13 protein-coding genes, 2 tRNA genes and 1 rRNA gene are annotated in these 17,660 nt (G+C 39.7%); 5 read left to right on the plus strand and 11 right to left on the minus strand.

Translation table 11 applies throughout. The features are described from left to right. Window positions 1-2: 2 nt before the first annotated feature. Complete coding sequence (locus H7U19_RS13860; RefSeq protein ID WP_186563364.1) at window positions 3-1,283, plus strand: UDP-N-acetylmuramoyl-tripeptide--D-alanyl-D-alanine ligase; 1,281 nt, start codon at window positions 3-5, stop codon at window positions 1,281-1,283. A 103-nt stretch (window positions 1,284-1,386) separates the two neighbouring features. Here H7U19_RS13860 and H7U19_RS13865 read toward each other — a convergent pair. The 10 genes from H7U19_RS13865 to H7U19_RS13910 form a co-directional block, all read right to left on the minus strand. Further along, window positions 1,387-1,461 (minus strand) — tRNA-Val (locus H7U19_RS13865). 71 nt (window positions 1,462-1,532) lie between these two features. Continuing rightward, entirely contained in the window at window positions 1,533-1,781 is a 249-nt protein-coding gene (locus H7U19_RS13870) for a GIY-YIG nuclease family protein (protein ID WP_186563366.1), read from the minus strand. A gap of 130 nt (window positions 1,782-1,911) precedes the next feature. After that, window positions 1,912-1,986 (minus strand) — tRNA-Val (locus tag H7U19_RS13875). Between the two features lie 63 nt (window positions 1,987-2,049). Then, the gene (locus H7U19_RS13880) at window positions 2,050-3,267 is read right to left on the minus strand and encodes a bifunctional folylpolyglutamate synthase/dihydrofolate synthase (protein WP_186563368.1); all 1,218 of its coding nucleotides are present in this window, start codon (window positions 3,265-3,267) and stop codon (window positions 2,050-2,052) included. Window positions 3,268-3,270: 3 nt separating this feature from the next. Then, window positions 3,271-4,119: an energy transducer TonB gene (locus H7U19_RS13885; RefSeq protein WP_186563370.1), complete on the minus strand. Its 849-nt coding sequence runs from the start codon at window positions 4,117-4,119 to the stop codon at window positions 3,271-3,273. Between the two features lie 58 nt (window positions 4,120-4,177). Continuing rightward, window positions 4,178-4,573, minus strand: a complete 396-nt coding sequence (locus H7U19_RS13890; protein ID WP_186563372.1) for an ExbD/TolR family protein — start codon at window positions 4,571-4,573, stop codon at window positions 4,178-4,180. Between the two features lies 1 nt (window position 4,574). Beyond that, window positions 4,575-5,273: a MotA/TolQ/ExbB proton channel family protein gene (locus tag H7U19_RS13895; RefSeq protein WP_186563374.1), complete on the minus strand. Its 699-nt coding sequence runs from the start codon at window positions 5,271-5,273 to the stop codon at window positions 4,575-4,577. Window positions 5,274-5,404: 131 nt separating this feature from the next. Next, a complete protein-coding gene (gene nhaD, locus H7U19_RS13900) occupies window positions 5,405-6,796 on the minus strand; it encodes a sodium:proton antiporter NhaD (RefSeq protein ID WP_186563376.1) in 1,392 nt (463 codons plus the stop codon). Between the two features lie 10 nt (window positions 6,797-6,806). Next, complete coding sequence (locus H7U19_RS13905) at window positions 6,807-8,033, minus strand: Glu/Leu/Phe/Val dehydrogenase dimerization domain-containing protein (RefSeq protein ID WP_186563378.1); 1,227 nt, start codon at window positions 8,031-8,033, stop codon at window positions 6,807-6,809. A gap of 148 nt (window positions 8,034-8,181) precedes the next feature. After that, a complete protein-coding gene (locus tag H7U19_RS13910) occupies window positions 8,182-9,246 on the minus strand; it encodes an anhydro-N-acetylmuramic acid kinase (RefSeq protein ID WP_186563380.1) in 1,065 nt (354 codons plus the stop codon). 94 nt (window positions 9,247-9,340) lie between these two features. Between H7U19_RS13910 and H7U19_RS13915 the strand changes: the two genes are divergently transcribed. The 4 genes from H7U19_RS13915 to H7U19_RS13930 all read left to right on the plus strand — a co-directional run bounded on the left by H7U19_RS13915 (window position 9,341) and on the right by H7U19_RS13930 (window position 17,384). Beyond that, a complete protein-coding gene (locus H7U19_RS13915) occupies window positions 9,341-10,483 on the plus strand; it encodes an acyl-CoA dehydrogenase (RefSeq protein ID WP_186563381.1) in 1,143 nt (380 codons plus the stop codon). 160 nt (window positions 10,484-10,643) lie between these two features. Further along, window positions 10,644-14,594, plus strand: coding sequence for a two-component regulator propeller domain-containing protein (locus H7U19_RS13920; protein ID WP_425489558.1), 3,951 nt, complete (start codon window positions 10,644-10,646; stop codon window positions 14,592-14,594). 442 nt (window positions 14,595-15,036) lie between these two features. Continuing rightward, the gene (locus H7U19_RS13925) at window positions 15,037-16,524 is read left to right on the plus strand and encodes an SUMF1/EgtB/PvdO family nonheme iron enzyme (RefSeq protein ID WP_246454810.1); all 1,488 of its coding nucleotides are present in this window, start codon (window positions 15,037-15,039) and stop codon (window positions 16,522-16,524) included. Window positions 16,525-16,535: 11 nt separating this feature from the next. Continuing rightward, window positions 16,536-17,384: a T9SS type A sorting domain-containing protein gene (locus H7U19_RS13930; RefSeq protein ID WP_186563385.1), complete on the plus strand. Its 849-nt coding sequence runs from the start codon at window positions 16,536-16,538 to the stop codon at window positions 17,382-17,384. A 155-nt stretch (window positions 17,385-17,539) separates the two neighbouring features. Here H7U19_RS13930 and rrf read toward each other — a convergent pair. Further along, window positions 17,540-17,648: ribosomal RNA gene (gene rrf / locus H7U19_RS13935) — 5S ribosomal RNA — on the minus strand. Window positions 17,649-17,660: the final 12 nt, after the last annotated feature.

Genomic DNA, 17,660 nt, shown 5'->3' on the forward strand with positions numbered 1-17,660 from the left:
TTATGGAGATAGCAGAACTTCACCGATTGTATCTAGATTGCAATTCAGTATGCACGGATACGCGAAAATTGGAAAATGGAAATATGTTTTTCGCCCTTAAAGGCGAAAATTTTAATGGGAATACTTATGCAGAACAAGCCCTAGAAAAAGGTGCGAAATATGCAGTAGTAGATGAAAAAGCTTATGAAACCTCTGATAAAACCATTTTGGTAGATGATGTTCTTAAAACACTTCAAAAGCTTGCAACTTACCATAGAAATTATTTGAAAGTACCAATTATCGCCCTCACAGGAAGCAATGGCAAAACCACCACCAAAGAACTCATTAATGCTGTATTATCGCAAAACTATAAAACGACTGCTACTTTAGGTAATCTTAATAACCACATAGGAGTGCCCTTGACTTTGCTTTCTATGACATCGGAAACCGAAATAGGCATTGTAGAAATGGGTGCAAACCATCAAAAGGAAATTGAGTTTTTGTGCAATATTGCCTACCCCGATTATGGATTAATTACCAATTACGGAAAAGCGCATTTAGAGGGTTTTGGGGGTATTGAAGGGGTCATCAAAGGCAAAAGTGAAATGTTTTCGCATTTGGTGGAACACGATAAAACCATTTTCCTTAATAGTAACGACCCCATTCAGATAGAAAAATCTAAAGGAGGGAAAACCGTCACCTTTGGAAATTCCGAAAGCCAATCAGAAATCGTCATCGACTTTTTGGGAGCGCAACCTTTTGTGGTTTCAAAATACAAAGACACTAATATTAACAGTCAACTGATTGGAGATTATAACTTTACGAACATTGCCATTGCTATTGCCATCGGAGATTTCTTCAAAGTTGATTCTGCCAAAATAAAATCGGCCATTGAGTGTTATATCCCCTCAAATAACCGTTCCCAGATCATTGAAAAAGGCACGAACAAAATCATATTGGACGCCTACAACGCCAATCCTACAAGTATGCGGGCGGCCCTTTTGAATTTTGAAAAACAAGAAGGTCGCAAGATGGCAATCCTTGGGGATATGTTTGAGTTGGGCGAGGATGCTGAATATGAGCACCAAACCATTGCGGAATTAGCCAATTCGATGGCTATTGACAACATTTTTCTTGTTGGCGAAAACTTCAGTCAATCTGAAATCAATTCTGAAAAGACAAGCCAATTCAAATCTTTTGAGGATTTCAAAGAAGCTTTCAATGATAGCATTTTCGGGGATTCCCTAATTTTAATCAAGGGTTCAAGAGGCATGGCTTTGGAACGGGTTTTAGAGTTGCTTTAATCAAAGCAATATCCCAAAGGTTGTTAATATCGTGGGTCATACTGGATTCGAACCAGTGACTTCTACCCTGTCAAGGTAACACTCTGAAACCCGCCTGCCATAGTGAAGTGTACTGGATTCGAACCAGTGACCCCCACCCTGTCAAGGTGGTGCTCTGAACCAACTGAGCTAACACTCCATTAAAATTTTATGACGGGCAGGCAACTGAGTTAATGACCCTTTTAGTTTTTCAAAAATAAGATTAAAATATTAAATAAGCCTCTTTTTCATAAACGCTCTTCCCGAACCCGACTTTAAATATTTTTCAAAATTGTAAGCCTTATACTTATCATTAAAAACAATATAAGTTACAATGTCTACAGGCAGTCTATTTTTAGTTGAAATCACCTGTCCTTTTGAATGCCGCTTCAATCTTGAAGCTAAATTACTTGTGCATCCAACATAATTTGTCCCATCCGAACATAGTAAAATGTAAACCGTCCAAATTTCATCTTCCATAAGAGCTTTTAAAAATTAGGAGATAGTGGGCGTTGCCCGCCGAAGCTCGCTACCAAAATTAAAATATGGAACGCTTTAAAACAAAAAACTCGCCTACGTTTTCAAAAAAGAAAACTTCGGCGAGCGAAGGTGGGCGCGAAGGGATTCGAACCCCTGACCCCTTGGGTGTAAACCAAGTGCTCTGAACCAACTGAGCTACGCGCCCTATTAATTAGGTGTGCAAATATAACCTAGTTTTTAATTCTGCAAAAACTTTTTTGGGAAAAAATCAAATAATTTCAGCCACCACAAATGTACTGCCCCCGACAAATATAAAGTCCTTTCTGGAAGCGTCCTTTAAGGCTGATTGATAGGCCTCATTTACAGATTTATAGGAGGTTCCATTTATGCCATATTTGCTCAACTCATTCCTTAATTCCTCGGCATCCTTTCCTCTCGGCATATCAGGTTTACAAAAATAATAGATTGCCTCCTGGGGCAACAAATCGACAATTGACGCTAAATCCTTATCGTTCACCACGCCAAAAACGATGTGCAATTGATCAAAGATTTGATTTAAAACTTGATGCATCACATAGCCCAACCCTTCCCGATTGTGTCCCGTATCGCAAACCACTTTTGGGGCTTCACTAATCACCTGCCAGCGTCCTAGTAAACCTGTGTTTTTTACTACGTTTAATAATCCCTTTTTAATATGCTCCTCTGAAATCACGAATCCTTTTGAACGCAGTTCTAAAATGGTCTGATGAGCTGTTTTTATGTTTTTGGATTGATAAGTACCCACTAAATCTGACGGATACGTTTTATGAACTAGCTGATCGGCATATACTATTTTGGATGAATGTTCCTCGGCCTTTTGGTCAAAAACCGGTTTTGTTTCTATTTGAGTTTCGCCAATTACAACGGGGACATTATTTTTTATAATGCCGGCTTTTTCACCTGCTATCAATTCCAAAGTATCACCTAAAAATTGAGTGTGATCCATGCCAATATTAGTAATGACCGAAACCTCAGGCGTTAAAATATTTGTGGAATCCAACCGGCCACCCATTCCAACCTCAACCACAGCAATATCTACCTTTTGCTTTGAAAAATAATCGAAGGCCATGCCTACCGTCATTTCAAAGAATGAGAGTTTGTTCTCCTGCAAAAAAGCCCTATTGCGCTTGATAAATCCAATCACGAACTGCTTGCTTACAGTTTCGCCATTAATTCGAATACGTTCCCTAAAATCTTTTAAATGCGGTGAGGTATACAATCCAACTTTGTATCCTGCCTCTTGAAGTATTGAGGCTATCATATGGCTTGTTGAGCCTTTCCCATTTGTACCAGCCACGTGCACGGACTTAAAATCCTTTTCAGGATGATTTAGGTGAGTCGTGAAATTTAAGGTGTTGGTTAAATCCTTTTTAAAGGCGGTTTTACCTTGACGTTGATACATTGGTAGTTGCGCAAACATCCAATCAAGCGTATCGGGATAGGTCATGAACTATTGGGTCAATTTGAAGTTAACGCTTACAAACCCTATTTGACGGGAAGGCGCATTGGAATCGGCAGGCCATTTATGCGAAAGTGCTATCTTTTTGGCTGGCTCAAGCAAACACTGAGCGTTGTTCGTGGTACCTCGTACACCAGGAGTCGCTTCTACCACATTGCCACTTCGGTTTACTACTATTTTTACAATAACGAGTCCAGATTCGTTACAATCCTGTTTTAGTCTTTGAAATGTGGCCCTACCACGGCCATTTAAACCGTAACCTACTCCTCCGCTTCCCGCACCTTTGCCTCCAAAATAGCTTGGCGCATAAGGATCTCCATCCAGTTGGCCTTTATCCCCGGATTTGTTATCGTTGCCTTCACTGCCAGTTTCGGTGCCTTCCGATTTGCTTACTCCACCTATTAAAGCATCCAATTTTTTTCGTTTTTTCTCTTGTTCCCGCTTTTCTTTGGCAATACGTTCAGCCTCTGCTTTAGCCTTTGCTTCCGCAACAGCCTTTGCTTTGGCCTCTGCCTCTTTCTGTTTTTTGATGGCTATGTCTTCTGCATTATCCTGAGTCAACACTTCTTCTTTCGCTTCTGCGGATTTAGTAGGCTCCGCTTTTGAAGATTCTGGTTGAGGTGGTTCTTCAATTACTCTTGGTTCAGATTTCACAGGTTTCTTCGGCTGTACATTTCCTTTTCCAAAATCAGAATTTCCAAAATTCACCGCTACGCCATATTCTATCGGAGGATCCATGTAAGGCGGGCCAACCACAAACAACAGGAGCAACAAAATAACAGCGATCAAAGCCGTTATTTTTGCTGAATTACGTTCATGTTTGGTTTCGAAATATTTCATTTGACATAACTTCTCGATACAATTCCACCTATGGCGGAATCACTCGAAGTGACATGATTTAATTATTCGGTTTTACCGCCAAGATTACCTTAAATTTATTTCTATTGGCTATATCCATCACCTTTACTACATTTTCCACAGGTACGGACTTTTCGGCTCGTAATACTATGGTTGGCTTGTCCTGATTGGAAAGGGCTGCCATCAATTCGTTTTCCAAAACGCTAACTCCCACGCGCTTTTGGTCGATATAATAGGTCAAATCCTTTTTGATGCTAACGGCCACAGATTTTTTATTTTCGGTCTTTCCACTGGCTTTGGGCAATAAAATGTCTATCGCATTAGTGGTCACCAAAGTGGAAGCTATCATAAAAAAGATGAGCAAAAGGAATACAATATCCGTCATGGACGACATATTGAATTCCGGCGTTACCTTATTTCTTCCTCTAAAATTCATATTAAGTAGGCTCGTTTAAATGATCCAAGAATTCTAAGGAATTCGCCTCCATTTGATACACCACTTTATCGGTTCGTACCACCAAATGGTTATAGGCCATATAAGCCACAATACCAACAATCAAACCGGCAACAGTGGTGGTCATCGCTGTATAAAGCCCACTGGCCAATACGTCAATTTGAATACTACCTCCGGCGTTTGCCAGTTCAAAAATGGCTAAAATCATACCGATTACGGTACCGAGGAATCCAATCATTGGAGCGGCACCTGAGATGGTAGCTAATACGCTCACGTTCTTTTCCAATTTATAAATTTCCAATCTTCCGGCATTTTCAATTGCCGTATTGATATCAGCTAAAGGTTTACCAATTCTAGTGATACCCTTTCCGATCAATCGCGACACAGGTGAATTGGCCTGAGCACATAGCACTTGGGCAGAATCCACTTTCCCATTGCTGACATGGTCCTTGATTTGGTTCATAAAATTCGAATCAACCTTAGAGGCTGCCTTAATGGCAAAAAGTCTTTCAAAATAAATGTAAGTAGCCACCATAAGCAATAAGAACAAAACAGCAATAATCACCTGCCCTGCTACACCACCGCTACTTATCAATTCAATTATAGATAGGGTTTTCTCAACGGATTCCCCTTCTGTTACTTCAGTCCCTTCTTGGGTAAATAGTAATAATAGGTTCAACATAAAATTTAGGTTAAATGCAACTGTATAACGTGCGTTTTGCTGCTAAAGTATAATATTTACGGTTTTAAAAAACAGAAAGATTAGCGTTTTTGCTAATCTTTCAAATTTTATACCATTCTATAGTTTATCTTTTAAAATAAAGTTCGGGTGAACATAAACGCAACGGCACCGACCAAAAATCCAGCAAGAGCTAGCCACGAAATCTTTCTTAAATACCAAAAGAAATCAATTTTTTCCATTCCCATAGCTACCACTCCTGCAGCCGAACCGATAATCAACATACTTCCTCCCGTTCCTGCGGAATAGGCAATAAAATGCCACAATTCATGATCCATGGGCTCAGAAAACATTCCCAAACTGGCAGCAACCAATGGTACATTGTCAATCACCGCAGAACCAACTCCTAGCAACAATACCACTAAATCTGAAACGCCACCTTCATGTAATTCCGTACCCAGCTGAGGCATGGTTTCTCTTAAAGAATCAGCAAAACCAAACAGAATTCCCAAAGACTCCAATGCCGCCACTGCCATCAAAATTCCAAGGAAAAACAGGATACTTGGAGTTTCTATTTTAGACAATGCTGTATGCACAGGGCTATGGTGAGCATGAGCATCACTCTCCTCGCGGTCAGGACTAGAAAGCGCAAATTTTGAACTACTGTAGATTTCCGCAAAAGTAGCTACGACGCCCAAAGATAGCATCATACCAACATAAGGCGGTAAATGGGTAATTACTTTAAAGATTGGCACAAAAATAATGGCTCCCAAGCCTAAATAAAGCATGGTACCACTAAATCTTGACTTTGTCTTTTCCGATTCTTCGACAATATCCAGATTGCCTTTAAATACGGGCAGGAACGAGGCTATTAGCGAAGGAACCACCATGCATAATAATGAAGGCAAGAATAAATACCCTATTAAATGCCCTGTGGATACTTTATTCCCAATCCAAAGCATCGTTGTAGTAACATCTCCAATAGGTGACCAGGCCCCTCCAGCATTAGCGGCAATGATTATTAAACCGGCATACCAAATTCGGATATCCCTGTCTTTTACAATTTTTTGAAGAATAGATATCAATACGATAGTGGCAGTTAAATTATCAATGATTGCGGACAGTATAAACGCCAAAACAGAAAATATCCATAGGATTTTAGTTTTCTTCTTCGTCTTAATAAACCCTTTAATCGTTGCAAAACCATCAAAGTAATCGATGATTTCAACAATGGTCATCGCTCCCAAAAGGAACACCAAAATTTCAGCAGTTTTACCCAAATGATGCAACAAGGTTTCTTCCATTAGATGCATCTTTTCTTCATGCCCAAAGCCACCGAAATCTTCTAAAAGGGCATGTTTACCGGAGTCAAACCACTGAGGGAAAGTTTCTAGTCCCAACGCAATTAAGGCCCAACAAATGGCCATCATGACCAGTGCCGGAATTAATTTATCAATTTTTATACTGTGTTCCAAGGTAATGGCCAAATAGCCCAAGGCGAATACTAGGATAATTACTGCTTCCATAAATTAGTGTTTAAACAAGTTGGTTCAGCGCAATCTCAAATGCGGTTGCACTTATCTCGGTTTTTGAATTATTTTTATTGTGAACTTTCTTTATTGCTTCTCGAATTCTATTCGATGTATCATTAAAAATTGCTTCATCCGTCATCTGTACTTTTCGCTCCATAAAATACGAAAAAACCCGTGCCATCCCACAATTTGATATAAAATCGGGAATTAAACTCACCCTATAGTCCGTATGCTCCATGATAGGACCAAAAAATATCTCCCTATCGGCAAAGGGCACATTGGCACCACAGGATATCACCTGCAACCCGCTATCGATCATTTCATCGATTTGATGTATAGTAATCAGCCGCGATGCCGCACAAGGCGCAAATATTTCCGTCTGCAATCCCCAAATGCGTTGATTTATCTCCTCAAAAGGAATCAAATTATCGGCCACTAAAGTATTACCTTTCTTGGCAAGAAACATATGACTAATGTCATGAAAACTAAAACCATCTTCATTTATTAACCCTCCAACTATGTCAATAATACCCACTACCTTTGCTCCCATTTGAGACAGATAAAACGCTGAAGCCGCACCGACGGTTCCAAAACCCTGAACTACAGCACGTTTACCTTTTATAGAACCGCCATAAATATCATAGTAATGTTTGACTGCCTCAGCCACACCAAAGCCAGTAATCATATCGGCAACGGTATATTTTCTGGTAACATCAGGTGAGTAGTATGGATTTTCAATCACCTTAATAACACCTTGGCGTAACTGCCCAATCCTATTAATCTTATCGGCATCCGTAGGTTTAAAATGGCCATTAAACACACCTTCCTGCGGGTGCCAAACGCCACTTTCCTCAGTTATGGGAATGACTTCATGGGTTTCGTCAACATTCATATCCCCTCCAGTACCGTAATAGCTTTTCAACAATGGGGAAACAGCCCGATACCAACGTTCTAGCACTCCTTTTTTCCTAGGGTCTTTTGGGTCAAAGTTGATGCCTGATTTTGCCCCACCTATGGGAGGACCGGAGACGGTAAACTTTATTTCCATGGTTTTGGCAAGCGACAGTACTTCGTTCATATCCAAACCTTTGCGCATTCTAGTACCTCCGCCGGCCGCACCTCCTCTAAGCGAGTTGATGACCACCCAACCTTCGGCATCGGTTTCGGCATCTTTCCAGTTAAAAACAATTTCGGGGGCTTTATCTTCAAACTTTTTTAATAATTCTTTCATCTTAAAATTCATTTTAAACTAACACATAACTTTATTCGCAGTAATTATCTATGTGAAGCTAAAGCTGAGTCATAAGAAAGAATTTTTAAATGTTGTAGACACAAATATAAAAAACTAAATACCCATTGTAGATTAAATCGGTATTAATTTAAGGTTGATAAATCATACCCGATGAATGATTTTTTGAAGCACCGGTAACACTTTTTAAACAATTGATTTCATTTCGAAGTCTCCGCACACCTATGAGCGCAAAAATTAGGGCTTCCTTAAATTCGACTAGACGAGCATCGGGAATTACTAATTTGTTTTCCGAATGGAATTTGATGCGATTTACGAGGAATGAATGATATGCTCCACCACCTGTTACCAAAACGAAGGCTCCCTTTTTTCTGTAGATTTCTTTTGAAATTTGAATGGCAATATGCTCACAAAAGGTATTCAAAACATCATTAATCTCAAGTTGGCACCCATCGATTAAAGGAAAAATATGGGATTGTACCCATTCCAGCCCAAGTGATTTTGGGTGTCGCTGATGGTAAAAGCCCAACTGATTCAGTTTGTCCAATAATTCAAAGTGAATTTTTCCTGAAGAAGCAATGGCACCTTTATCATCATAATCCAGTCCTAATTGTTTTACATAATGATTTAAAACGATATTGACGGGGCACACGTCATAGGCTATCCTTTCGGAATCTACATCCATAGAAACATTGGCAAAACCGCCCAAATTCAAACAAAATTCATATTCTGAAAACAACAGTTTATCACCAATAGGCACCAATGGCGCACCTTGTCCGCCGAGTTTGACATCCTGAACCCTAAAATCACAAACTACAGTTTGCTTGAGCAGTTTTGAAATGATAGGTTTGTTTCCAATTTGACATGTTAAACCTTCCTCGGGTTTATGCAAAGCCGTATGACCGTGAGAGCAGACTGCATCAATTGCCAGAATATTGTTTTTTAATATGAAAACATCAATAATCTTTGCCAGATATCTTGTATACGCCTCATCCAATGTCTCGAGTGCATCTGGATCTAAATGAACCAAACTTCGCAATTTTTCAGTCCAAGTAGCTCCATAAGAAACTGTTTCGGAATGGATGATTTCAAAACTCCAGTTATCCTGGTATTTGAATATTGCATAAACCAAATCGATGCCATCCAGAGAAGTGCCTGACATCACCCCGATAACATTATAACTATCTTTTATCATTGGCGGTAAATTTAGTAATCTGTATTGAAAAATTCCCATTAAAAAGCTATATTTGTGAACTTTTTTTACCAAAAACACTTATTAATTACGAATTATGGATTTTAACCTTTCTGAAGAGCATAAAATGATTCGAGACGCGGCACGGGATTTTGCCCAAACCGAATTACTCCCAGGCGTTATTGAACGTGATGAAAAACAGCATTTTCCAAAAGACTTAGTGAAGAAAATGGGAGAATTGGGTTTTATGGGTGTTATGGTAGATCCCAAGTATGGCGGAAGCGGTATGGATACCATTTCCTATGTGTTGATTATGGAAGAATTATCCAAGATTGATGCTTCGGCCTCGGTGATTGTTTCTGTTAACAATTCTTTGGTGTGCTATGGTTTGGAAGCCTACGGTACTGAGGCCCAAAAACAAAAATATTTGACCAAACTGGCTACTGGGGAATTCGTCGGTGCCTTTTGCCTCAGCGAACCCGAAGCCGGCAGCGATGCTACTTCACAAAGAACGACGGCTATTGATAAGGGGGATTACTATTTAATGAACGGCACCAAAAACTGGATCACCAGCGGTGGTCGTGCGGACGTTTACCTCGTGATTGCTCAAACAGATCGGGATAAAGGTTCACACGGCATTAACGCTTTTATAGTTGAGAAAGGCACAGAAGGGTTTCATGTTGGCCCCAAAGAGGATAAACTAGGCATTCGCGGTAGCGACACGCATACTTTGCAATTTAATGATGTAAAAGTACCCAAGGAAAACCGTATCGGTGTTAATGGTTCTGGATTCCGATTTGCTATGAAAACCTTATCCGGTGGTCGTATCGGTATCGCTTCACAGGCCTTGGGCATAGCACAAGGGGCTTATGAATTGGCGCTTAAATATTCAAAGGAAAGAAAAGCATTTGGCACCGAGATTTGTAACCATCAGGCCATTGCCTTTAAACTGGCTGATATGTACACCGATATTGAAGCGGCTAGGTTGTTGGTTATGAAAGCCGCGGCGGACAAGGATGCAGGTAATAATTACGATAAATCCAGTGCCATGGCAAAACTTTACGCCTCAAAAGTAGCGATGGAACATACCGTTGAAGCCGTCCAAATTCACGGTGGCAACGGTTTTGTAAAGGAATACCATGTGGAACGACTAATGCGTGATGCCAAAATCACCCAGATTTATGAGGGGACGTCCGAGATTCAAAAGATTGTGATTTCTAGGAGTATTTTGAGGGATTAATTTTAATATCAACTATTAAAAAAAATATGCAGTTTGCTTCATTCCGGTAAATTGTTTTTTTAAGCTATTTCCCCATTTTCAATACCTCTTAATATTTCTTTCATATATTTATGTAAACACATGTTTTATTAGAGTTTACAATTACATACTATTCATTTTAGTGCTTTTGCCGATAATACTAACGGGCCAAAATACTGAGTTAGACGCAACGGGAACAAATCTCGTTTTGGATCCTATTGCCTTTCATAACTTAACCGTTGATCAAGGTTTGTCACAGAATAGCATCGTGAGCATCGCCCAAGACAGTATTGGCTACATGTGGTTTGCCACTCAAGATGGCCTCAATAAATATGACGGTAAACGATTCAAGATTTACAACAAGCAATTTGAGGATGTTACGAAAATTACGCATAGCAAATTGGGAAAGGTGTATTCCGATAAAACCAATCAGCTATGGATTATTTCGAACTCTGGGAATCTTGAAAAATTTAATGTAGAGACCGACAGTTTCCGAGGTATTTCCAATATAAAAAACGTAAGTACTATTTTTCAAGATAACAGCCATAATTACTTCATCGGTACTTTTGGCAATGGCCTGTACCATATCAATGAAAAGTCAAAAGACACCACCCAAATTATTGCTTCGGAAGATAGGTCAAAAACGACGTATGCCTTTTTAGAGGACAAAGACACCATTTTTGCCACCACTTCAAACAGCGTTTTAAAAATCTCGAAGTACGACCTTGGTTATAGGAAGATTGCTTCGAACATTGATGATCCTGTAAATTACAGTTGTACTGAACAGCTTTCGGACGGACGTATTTGGATTGGAAGCTACAGTTATGGGCTTTTTTATTTAGATGAAAATCATACCAAGTTGCATCGTTTTAAGGGCTTTAAAAATCAGCCCTTGCCCACCAATTTGAATATTGAAGCCATATTGGCCGATAAACACCAACGCCTATGGTTGGCCACTTATGGGCGAGGCGTTTACATCATCGATTTCAAAAGACATAAAATTGATAATTATACCGTTCAGCAAAACAATCCTTATGCCCTGCATTATAATGATGCACTTAGTCTTTTTGAAGATAATACGGGAAATATTTGGGTCGGCACTGATGGCGGAGGCCTAAGTTATTATGATGAACATCTATTGAAATTTAATGTATTGACCAACAATCAGTTACCACAGGACATTAGCGTGGACGTGGCCCGTGCCATTTGTGTGAACCCTAAAAATAGCGTGATTTGGGTGGGGACTTCCGGGAAGGGCCTCACCAGTATTGATTTGAAAACGAACACCTACAAAACGATAACCACGACTAACTCCAACTTAAATTCAAATAGAGTGATGTGCCTGAACTTCGTAAGCGATGAATTATGGGTCGGTTTTCAGGACAGTGGACTGGATATTATTAACGGTAATGGTTCTATCGATCATTTTAATGAAAACACTACCCCTGGTCTTAGTACAAATGCCGTTTGGTGCATACTAAAGGAAGACGAAAGTAATATGTGGTTGGCAACTGGAGGCCAGGGACTTATTCTGTTTAACAAAAAAGAAGGTATCAAGGAAAATTACCTATATGACCCGACGGACAACAATTCAATCTCCAGCGATAATATAAGAGTCATCACAAAAGGAAAAAGCGATGAACTTTGGATTGGTACCGAGGACAATGGACTTTGCCAACTTAACACAAAAACGAAAAAAATTAAACGCATTAACGGGATTCCCGATAAAATAAAATCGCTGTTATGGAATAACCACAAAATGGTATTGTGGGTGGGCACCAACGGTGGCGGTTTAATAAAATACAACCCAGCAAGCGAAACCGTTACCCATTATACCACCGTTGACGGTTTGCCCAATAATGTGATTTACGGAATTCTTCCTGATAAAAACAATAATCTTTGGCTGAGTTCAAATCGGGGCATCACTATGTTTTCTGAAACGGATTCGGAAGTGTCGGTTTCAAATTACGACCAATACGACGGCTTGCAAGCCTTTGAATTTAATACTGGGGCCTATACTAAAGATGATTATGGGATGCTATATTTTGGGGGATTGGACGGCATCAACTGGTTTAAGCCTGAACAATTAACATTGAATCAGGTAAAGCCAAAAACGATTATTTCAGGGCTGTCTCTGTATAACGAGGCCATTGCGATGGAAGAAAACCAACGGTTCAGCCACAAGGAAAATTCGTTGACCTTTTCTTTTGCTAGTTTGCATTTCTCCCAACCTGAACTGAACACCTTTAAATATATGTTGGTGGGTCATGACAAAGATTGGATTGAGGCTGGCAATAACAATACGGCTTACTATGGGAATCTTTCACCAGAGGCATACACGTTTAAAGTCATTTCTAGTAATTATGATGGCATCTGGAACGAAACACCGGCCACCTACTCCTTTACTATCCAGCGCGCTTGGTACAATACGCTAACAGCACGAATCATATATGCTTGCCTTGCCTTACTTTTAGGTATTGTTATTTATAGATATATTAAATGGCGATGGCATATCAAAACCCAATTGCAATTGGAGCATGCCGAAACGCAACGCCTAAAAAACTTGGATGAATTTAAAACCAGGCTGTTCACCAATATTTCGCATGAATTTAGAACACCGCTCACTTTAATTCTAGGTCCAGCCAAAAATCAGCTGGCGCGGTCCGAGGTCTCTAAAGAAAACAAAGAGGAACTTTCATTAATAAAACATAATGCCGAACGCCTGCTCAATTTAGTAGATCAGCTGATTGACTTGGCTAAATTGGAAACGGGCTACTCGAAACTAAAAGTGGAAAGAGGAAACCTTGCCATTTTAATCAACCAATTAACTAGTAGTTTCAAATATCAAATTGAGCAAAAGAGAATAAAATTTAAATCTAATATCGACGAAATAGAGAATGCTTGGTATGATAAGGATGTTATTGAAAAAATCATGGTGAACCTTTTGGCTAACGCCATAAAGTACACGCCAAAAAAAGGGTATATCGTTTTAAAAGTAGTGCGACAGGATGGTCATTTAGTAATTACTATTTTAAACAACGGAAGCAAAATTGACCCCAAGGACATCAATCAATTGTTCAATAGGTTTTATCAAATCAACCCCAATGCGGATGGCGTTGGGATTGGCTTGGCGTTGGTCAAAGAGCTGGTGTCCCTGGCAAAAGGAAGCATTTTAGCCAATAGTATTAATAAAGATGATATTCAGTTTACCGTAACCCTTCCAATAGAAAAATCCGCTTTTGAAGAACATGACATTAGCGAGGTTACAAATATAAAAGATGAAGCCTTATCAATTGATGATTCAGATGAAACTAATGCACAAGGAGAACTTACTTTAAATCACAAACCAATTGTTTTGGTGGTTGAAGATAATTCTCAACTCAGGTCTTATATACAATCCATACTAAAACCAAAATATAAAATTCTAAAAGCTCCTAATGGAAAAAAAGGTTTGGAAAAAGCCATCGAAAACGTTCCTGACCTAATTATAAGCGATATAATGATGCCAGAAATGAATGGAATCGAACTTTGTAACGCCCTAAAAACAAACACACTAACAAGTCATATACCGTTTATTCTGCTTACCGCAAAAACGGGCGAATCCAATGAATTGGAAGGCCTAGAGGTGGGAGCGGATGATTTTATCACCAAACCTTTTAATTCAAAAATCTTACTAAAACGGATTGAAAATCTTATCACACTTAGTAAATCGCTTCAAAAAAGATATACGCAACATTCAGTTTTAAAACCTAAAGACATTGCTATTACAAATCTGGATGAAATATTCATCAAACAATTAGAGGAAGTTTTGAAAGCGCATTTAGATAATCCAGAATTTAATGCTCAGAGTTTAAGTAAACAGATGGCCATGAGCCGAATGCAACTGCACAGAAAAATTGTAGCACTTACTGGGTTATCAACTTCACAATTTTTAAGATCACAACGTCTAAAATCCGCTGTTGCCCTTTTAAACGAATCCGATTTAACAGTTTCTGAGGTGGCCTACCAAGTCGGTTTTAACTCCGTTTCTTATTTTATAAAATGTTTTAAGGAAGCGTATAACACCACACCAAACGCCTATAACCAAAGGTAAAACCCAGGGTTGTTACGTATGTGGCATCATTTGTTACATATCTTTTATCTCATTTTAAAACCTCATTTTACTTTTACAGTATAATAACTTTTAAACAAAAGTCCTGTGGCGAAAGATGAAGTTCATGAAAAGGAAAGAGGCCACAAAAATATAGTTTATCTGAGTATAGATCATTTAAAAAAGGGAACCTATAATTTAAGAATTACCCTAAAAGAAAAAGTAGTTAAGTCGATCTTCTTTAATAGAGAATGAACTGAAAATATTAAAAATGCTATTAATCAGTGATGGAAAAGGAGAGTTAACCGAAGGTAACTAAAGTGGCTCTCTTTTTTTTTATTTCTCTCCCTTTTGAACACGCCCGTCAGGGCAAAGCTCTCCCTAGAATTGTATTAGTAGCGATATTAAGATATACATATATTATTAACCCTGAAAAACAAAAATCATGAGAAGAGGAATAACATCAACTTCAATTCTTACAAAACTGAAAATGGCTGTTTTAACAACGTTGTGTTTTGCGACCAGTGTTTTTGCAAACAATATTACGGTCAGCAATATTTCACTGGAAAACTTAAATGAACCCTCAAGCTGGGTACAAGTAGAATTTGACCTCAGTTGGGAGAATTCCTGGCGTATCAGTGCAGGCCCTTCAAACTATGATGCCGCTTGGGTATTTATTAAATTTCGCGTAAACAGCGGGGATTGGCAACATGCCCAGCTGAGCCAAACCGATTTTGTGGCACCAAACGGCAGTGTTGTTGACATTACTTCAGACGGTTTAGGAGCTTTTGTGTACCGCGACAGTGATGGTAGTGGCACCATAAACCTTCAAGATTTACGCCTCAGGTGGGATTACGGTGCCATTGACTTGAATGATATTTTAGACATCCAAGTATTTGCTATCGAAATGGTTTATGTACCGGAGGGATCATTCGGTGTTGGAGGTACGTCTGGTGATGAGATAGGAAAATTTTACAGATGGATTCCCACCTTGTCATATAATATTAATTCGGAGAATGCGATTAACGTTGCTCCTGGTATTGGCAACCTATATTACAGTGTGGCCCAAGGAGAGCCCGGTGATCAGGCAGGTCCCATACCGGCAACATTCCCAAAAGGTTTTAATGATTTTTATTGTATGAAATATGAAACCAGTCAGAGTCAATGGGTAAGCTTTTTCAATACACTAACCGACACACAAAAAACCGAGAACGATATCACAGGGCCAACCGGAAAGAACTCGGATGATGAATTTATAAGAAACGCTATTTCATGGCCGGACGGAGCCGCCAACGCTACCACAACAAATCCTGATGTACCAATGAATTATGTTAGAAATACAATGGTTAGCGCATATTTGGATTGGGCTGGGCTCAGACCCATGACCGAACTTGAATTCGAAAAAGCATGCAGGGGTCCCATAGCTCCGAAAGCTGGTGAATTTGCATGGGGAAGTGCCAATATAGCTGTAACACCTTACACGGTTATCAATGAGTCACAGCCCAACGAACTGGTGTCCAATCCTGACACCGGCACTGGAAACTCGAATTATCAAACAACCGACGGAACCACTTCTGGGCCTAAAAGGTGTGGTATTTTCGCGGCAAGCGCAATAAACAAAACTAGAGAGGAAACCGGCGGTAGCTATTATGGCATTATGGAACTTAGTGGCAACGTCTACGAACGTTGTATATCTGTTGGAAATCCAGAAGGCAGGAGTTTTACCGGTGTGCACGGCGATGGTGTACTGGCTACCTCAGGACTTGCCAATGCGAGCAACTGGCCAGTTGGCAACGAAGGTTGGGGATACCGGGGAGGTTCATATCCAAATGCAACTACTTTTATTAGGGTCTCTGACCGAAATGACGCTGCCAATAGCTTTTCAGGAACCAATGGGAGAATTGGGTTTAGAGGTGTCCGCACCGCTGAATAATATACATTATTATGATAAAGCGAATTTATATCATAGGCATATTGCTCTTCGCGCATTTTTCTCACGCCCAGTTTATGGGAGGATCGGACGATGGGACAAACCGGTCAATCCTTCATGGAAGCCGGTTAAGTGGAGAAATCGCATCCTTCTCTGTTCTCTATCAGGGCAACGCTGGCGATGGTTTTGACACGCGCAAAGCCCAACTTGTGCTGTCAAACTCTAATGTTAATATCTATGCTGGCAGTTTAGGTGATGGATTTTCCCAAAAAACCGCTGTAGTGACCATTTCAGGCGATAATATAAATAGCCTATACGCTGGAAACATTGGAGATGGATTTTATAGTAAGGCCCTCCAAAGTATCCTCAGTGGTGAAGATACGTCGGTTGTTTTCGGTGGAAGTATTGGTGATGGTGCTGATAACGAATTAAGTCTCGGATTATTGCTTGAAGGGTTTATGACCATGCTCTTTAAAGGAGGAGACGGAGACGGGTTTGCTTATGCCTTCAAACCTGATAATTATCTCACAGGAATTATGTTGACGCTTTTTAATGGTGGTATCGGGGATGGGTTTGCCATTAATAATTTTACATCTGCCCTTACATTGGATTTAGTTGAAAAGCTAATAGAAATGGAGCTATTATTATATCCAAATCCCGCAAGCCATGTTGTTACACTGAAATCAGACAATAACTTAGAAATAACCAAAATTCAGTTGTTTGATGTAGCGGGTAAGGAATTAAAAGTAAACCTATCTAAAAACAATACCATTAACGTCAACGCCTTACCAGATGGCATTTATTTGCTAAATATTTACGCAACAAATGGGAATATTAGTAAAAAGTTGATTGTTAAAAAATAGAGGTACAGTACTTTTTTTGTCCAATATCATCAAAAACTCCATATTGTGAACCACGAGTGAAGTTTCGTTTAGCTAAGGACTAAGTATTTCGCATTCCATCCAACCGGGTCCAAACCAAAAAAAGGGCCCTTCACTATTTGTGAAGGGCCCTTGAAAAAAGGCGGCGACCTACTCTCCCACGGATTGCAGTACCATCGGCGCTGGCGGGCTTAACTTCTCTGTTCGGAATGGTAAGAGGTGAGCCCCGTCGCTGTAACCACCTTAAAATTTAAGTTA

It is taken from the genome of Hyunsoonleella aquatilis, assembly GCF_014270105.1.
GTDB classification, from domain to species: domain Bacteria; phylum Bacteroidota; class Bacteroidia; order Flavobacteriales; family Flavobacteriaceae; genus Jejuia; species Jejuia aquatilis.

Coding starts and splice junctions, on each gene's coding strand:
- H7U19_RS13870 (WP_186563366.1), bottom strand. CDS start 1,781: ATGGAAGATGAAATTTGGACGGTTTACATTTTACTATGTTCGGATGGG.
- H7U19_RS13880 (WP_186563368.1), bottom strand. CDS start 3,267: ATGACCTATCCCGATACGCTTGATTGGATGTTTGCGCAACTACCAATG.
- H7U19_RS13885 (WP_186563370.1), bottom strand. CDS start 4,119: ATGAAATATTTCGAAACCAAACATGAACGTAATTCAGCAAAAATAACG.
- H7U19_RS13925 (WP_246454810.1), top strand. CDS start 15,037: ATGAGAAGAGGAATAACATCAACTTCAATTCTTACAAAACTGAAAATG.
- H7U19_RS13910 (WP_186563380.1), bottom strand. CDS start 9,246: ATGATAAAAGATAGTTATAATGTTATCGGGGTGATGTCAGGCACTTCT.
- H7U19_RS13860 (WP_186563364.1), top strand. CDS start 3: ATGGAGATAGCAGAACTTCACCGATTGTATCTAGATTGCAATTCAGTA.
- H7U19_RS13895 (WP_186563374.1), bottom strand. CDS start 5,273: ATGTTGAACCTATTATTACTATTTACCCAAGAAGGGACTGAAGTAACA.
- H7U19_RS13890 (WP_186563372.1), bottom strand. CDS start 4,573: ATGAATTTTAGAGGAAGAAATAAGGTAACGCCGGAATTCAATATGTCG.
- H7U19_RS13915 (WP_186563381.1), top strand. CDS start 9,341: ATGGATTTTAACCTTTCTGAAGAGCATAAAATGATTCGAGACGCGGCA.
- nhaD (WP_186563376.1), bottom strand. CDS start 6,796: ATGGAAGCAGTAATTATCCTAGTATTCGCCTTGGGCTATTTGGCCATT.
- H7U19_RS13905 (WP_186563378.1), bottom strand. CDS start 8,033: ATGAAAGAATTATTAAAAAAGTTTGAAGATAAAGCCCCCGAAATTGTT.
- H7U19_RS13930 (WP_186563385.1), top strand. CDS start 16,536: ATGATAAAGCGAATTTATATCATAGGCATATTGCTCTTCGCGCATTTT.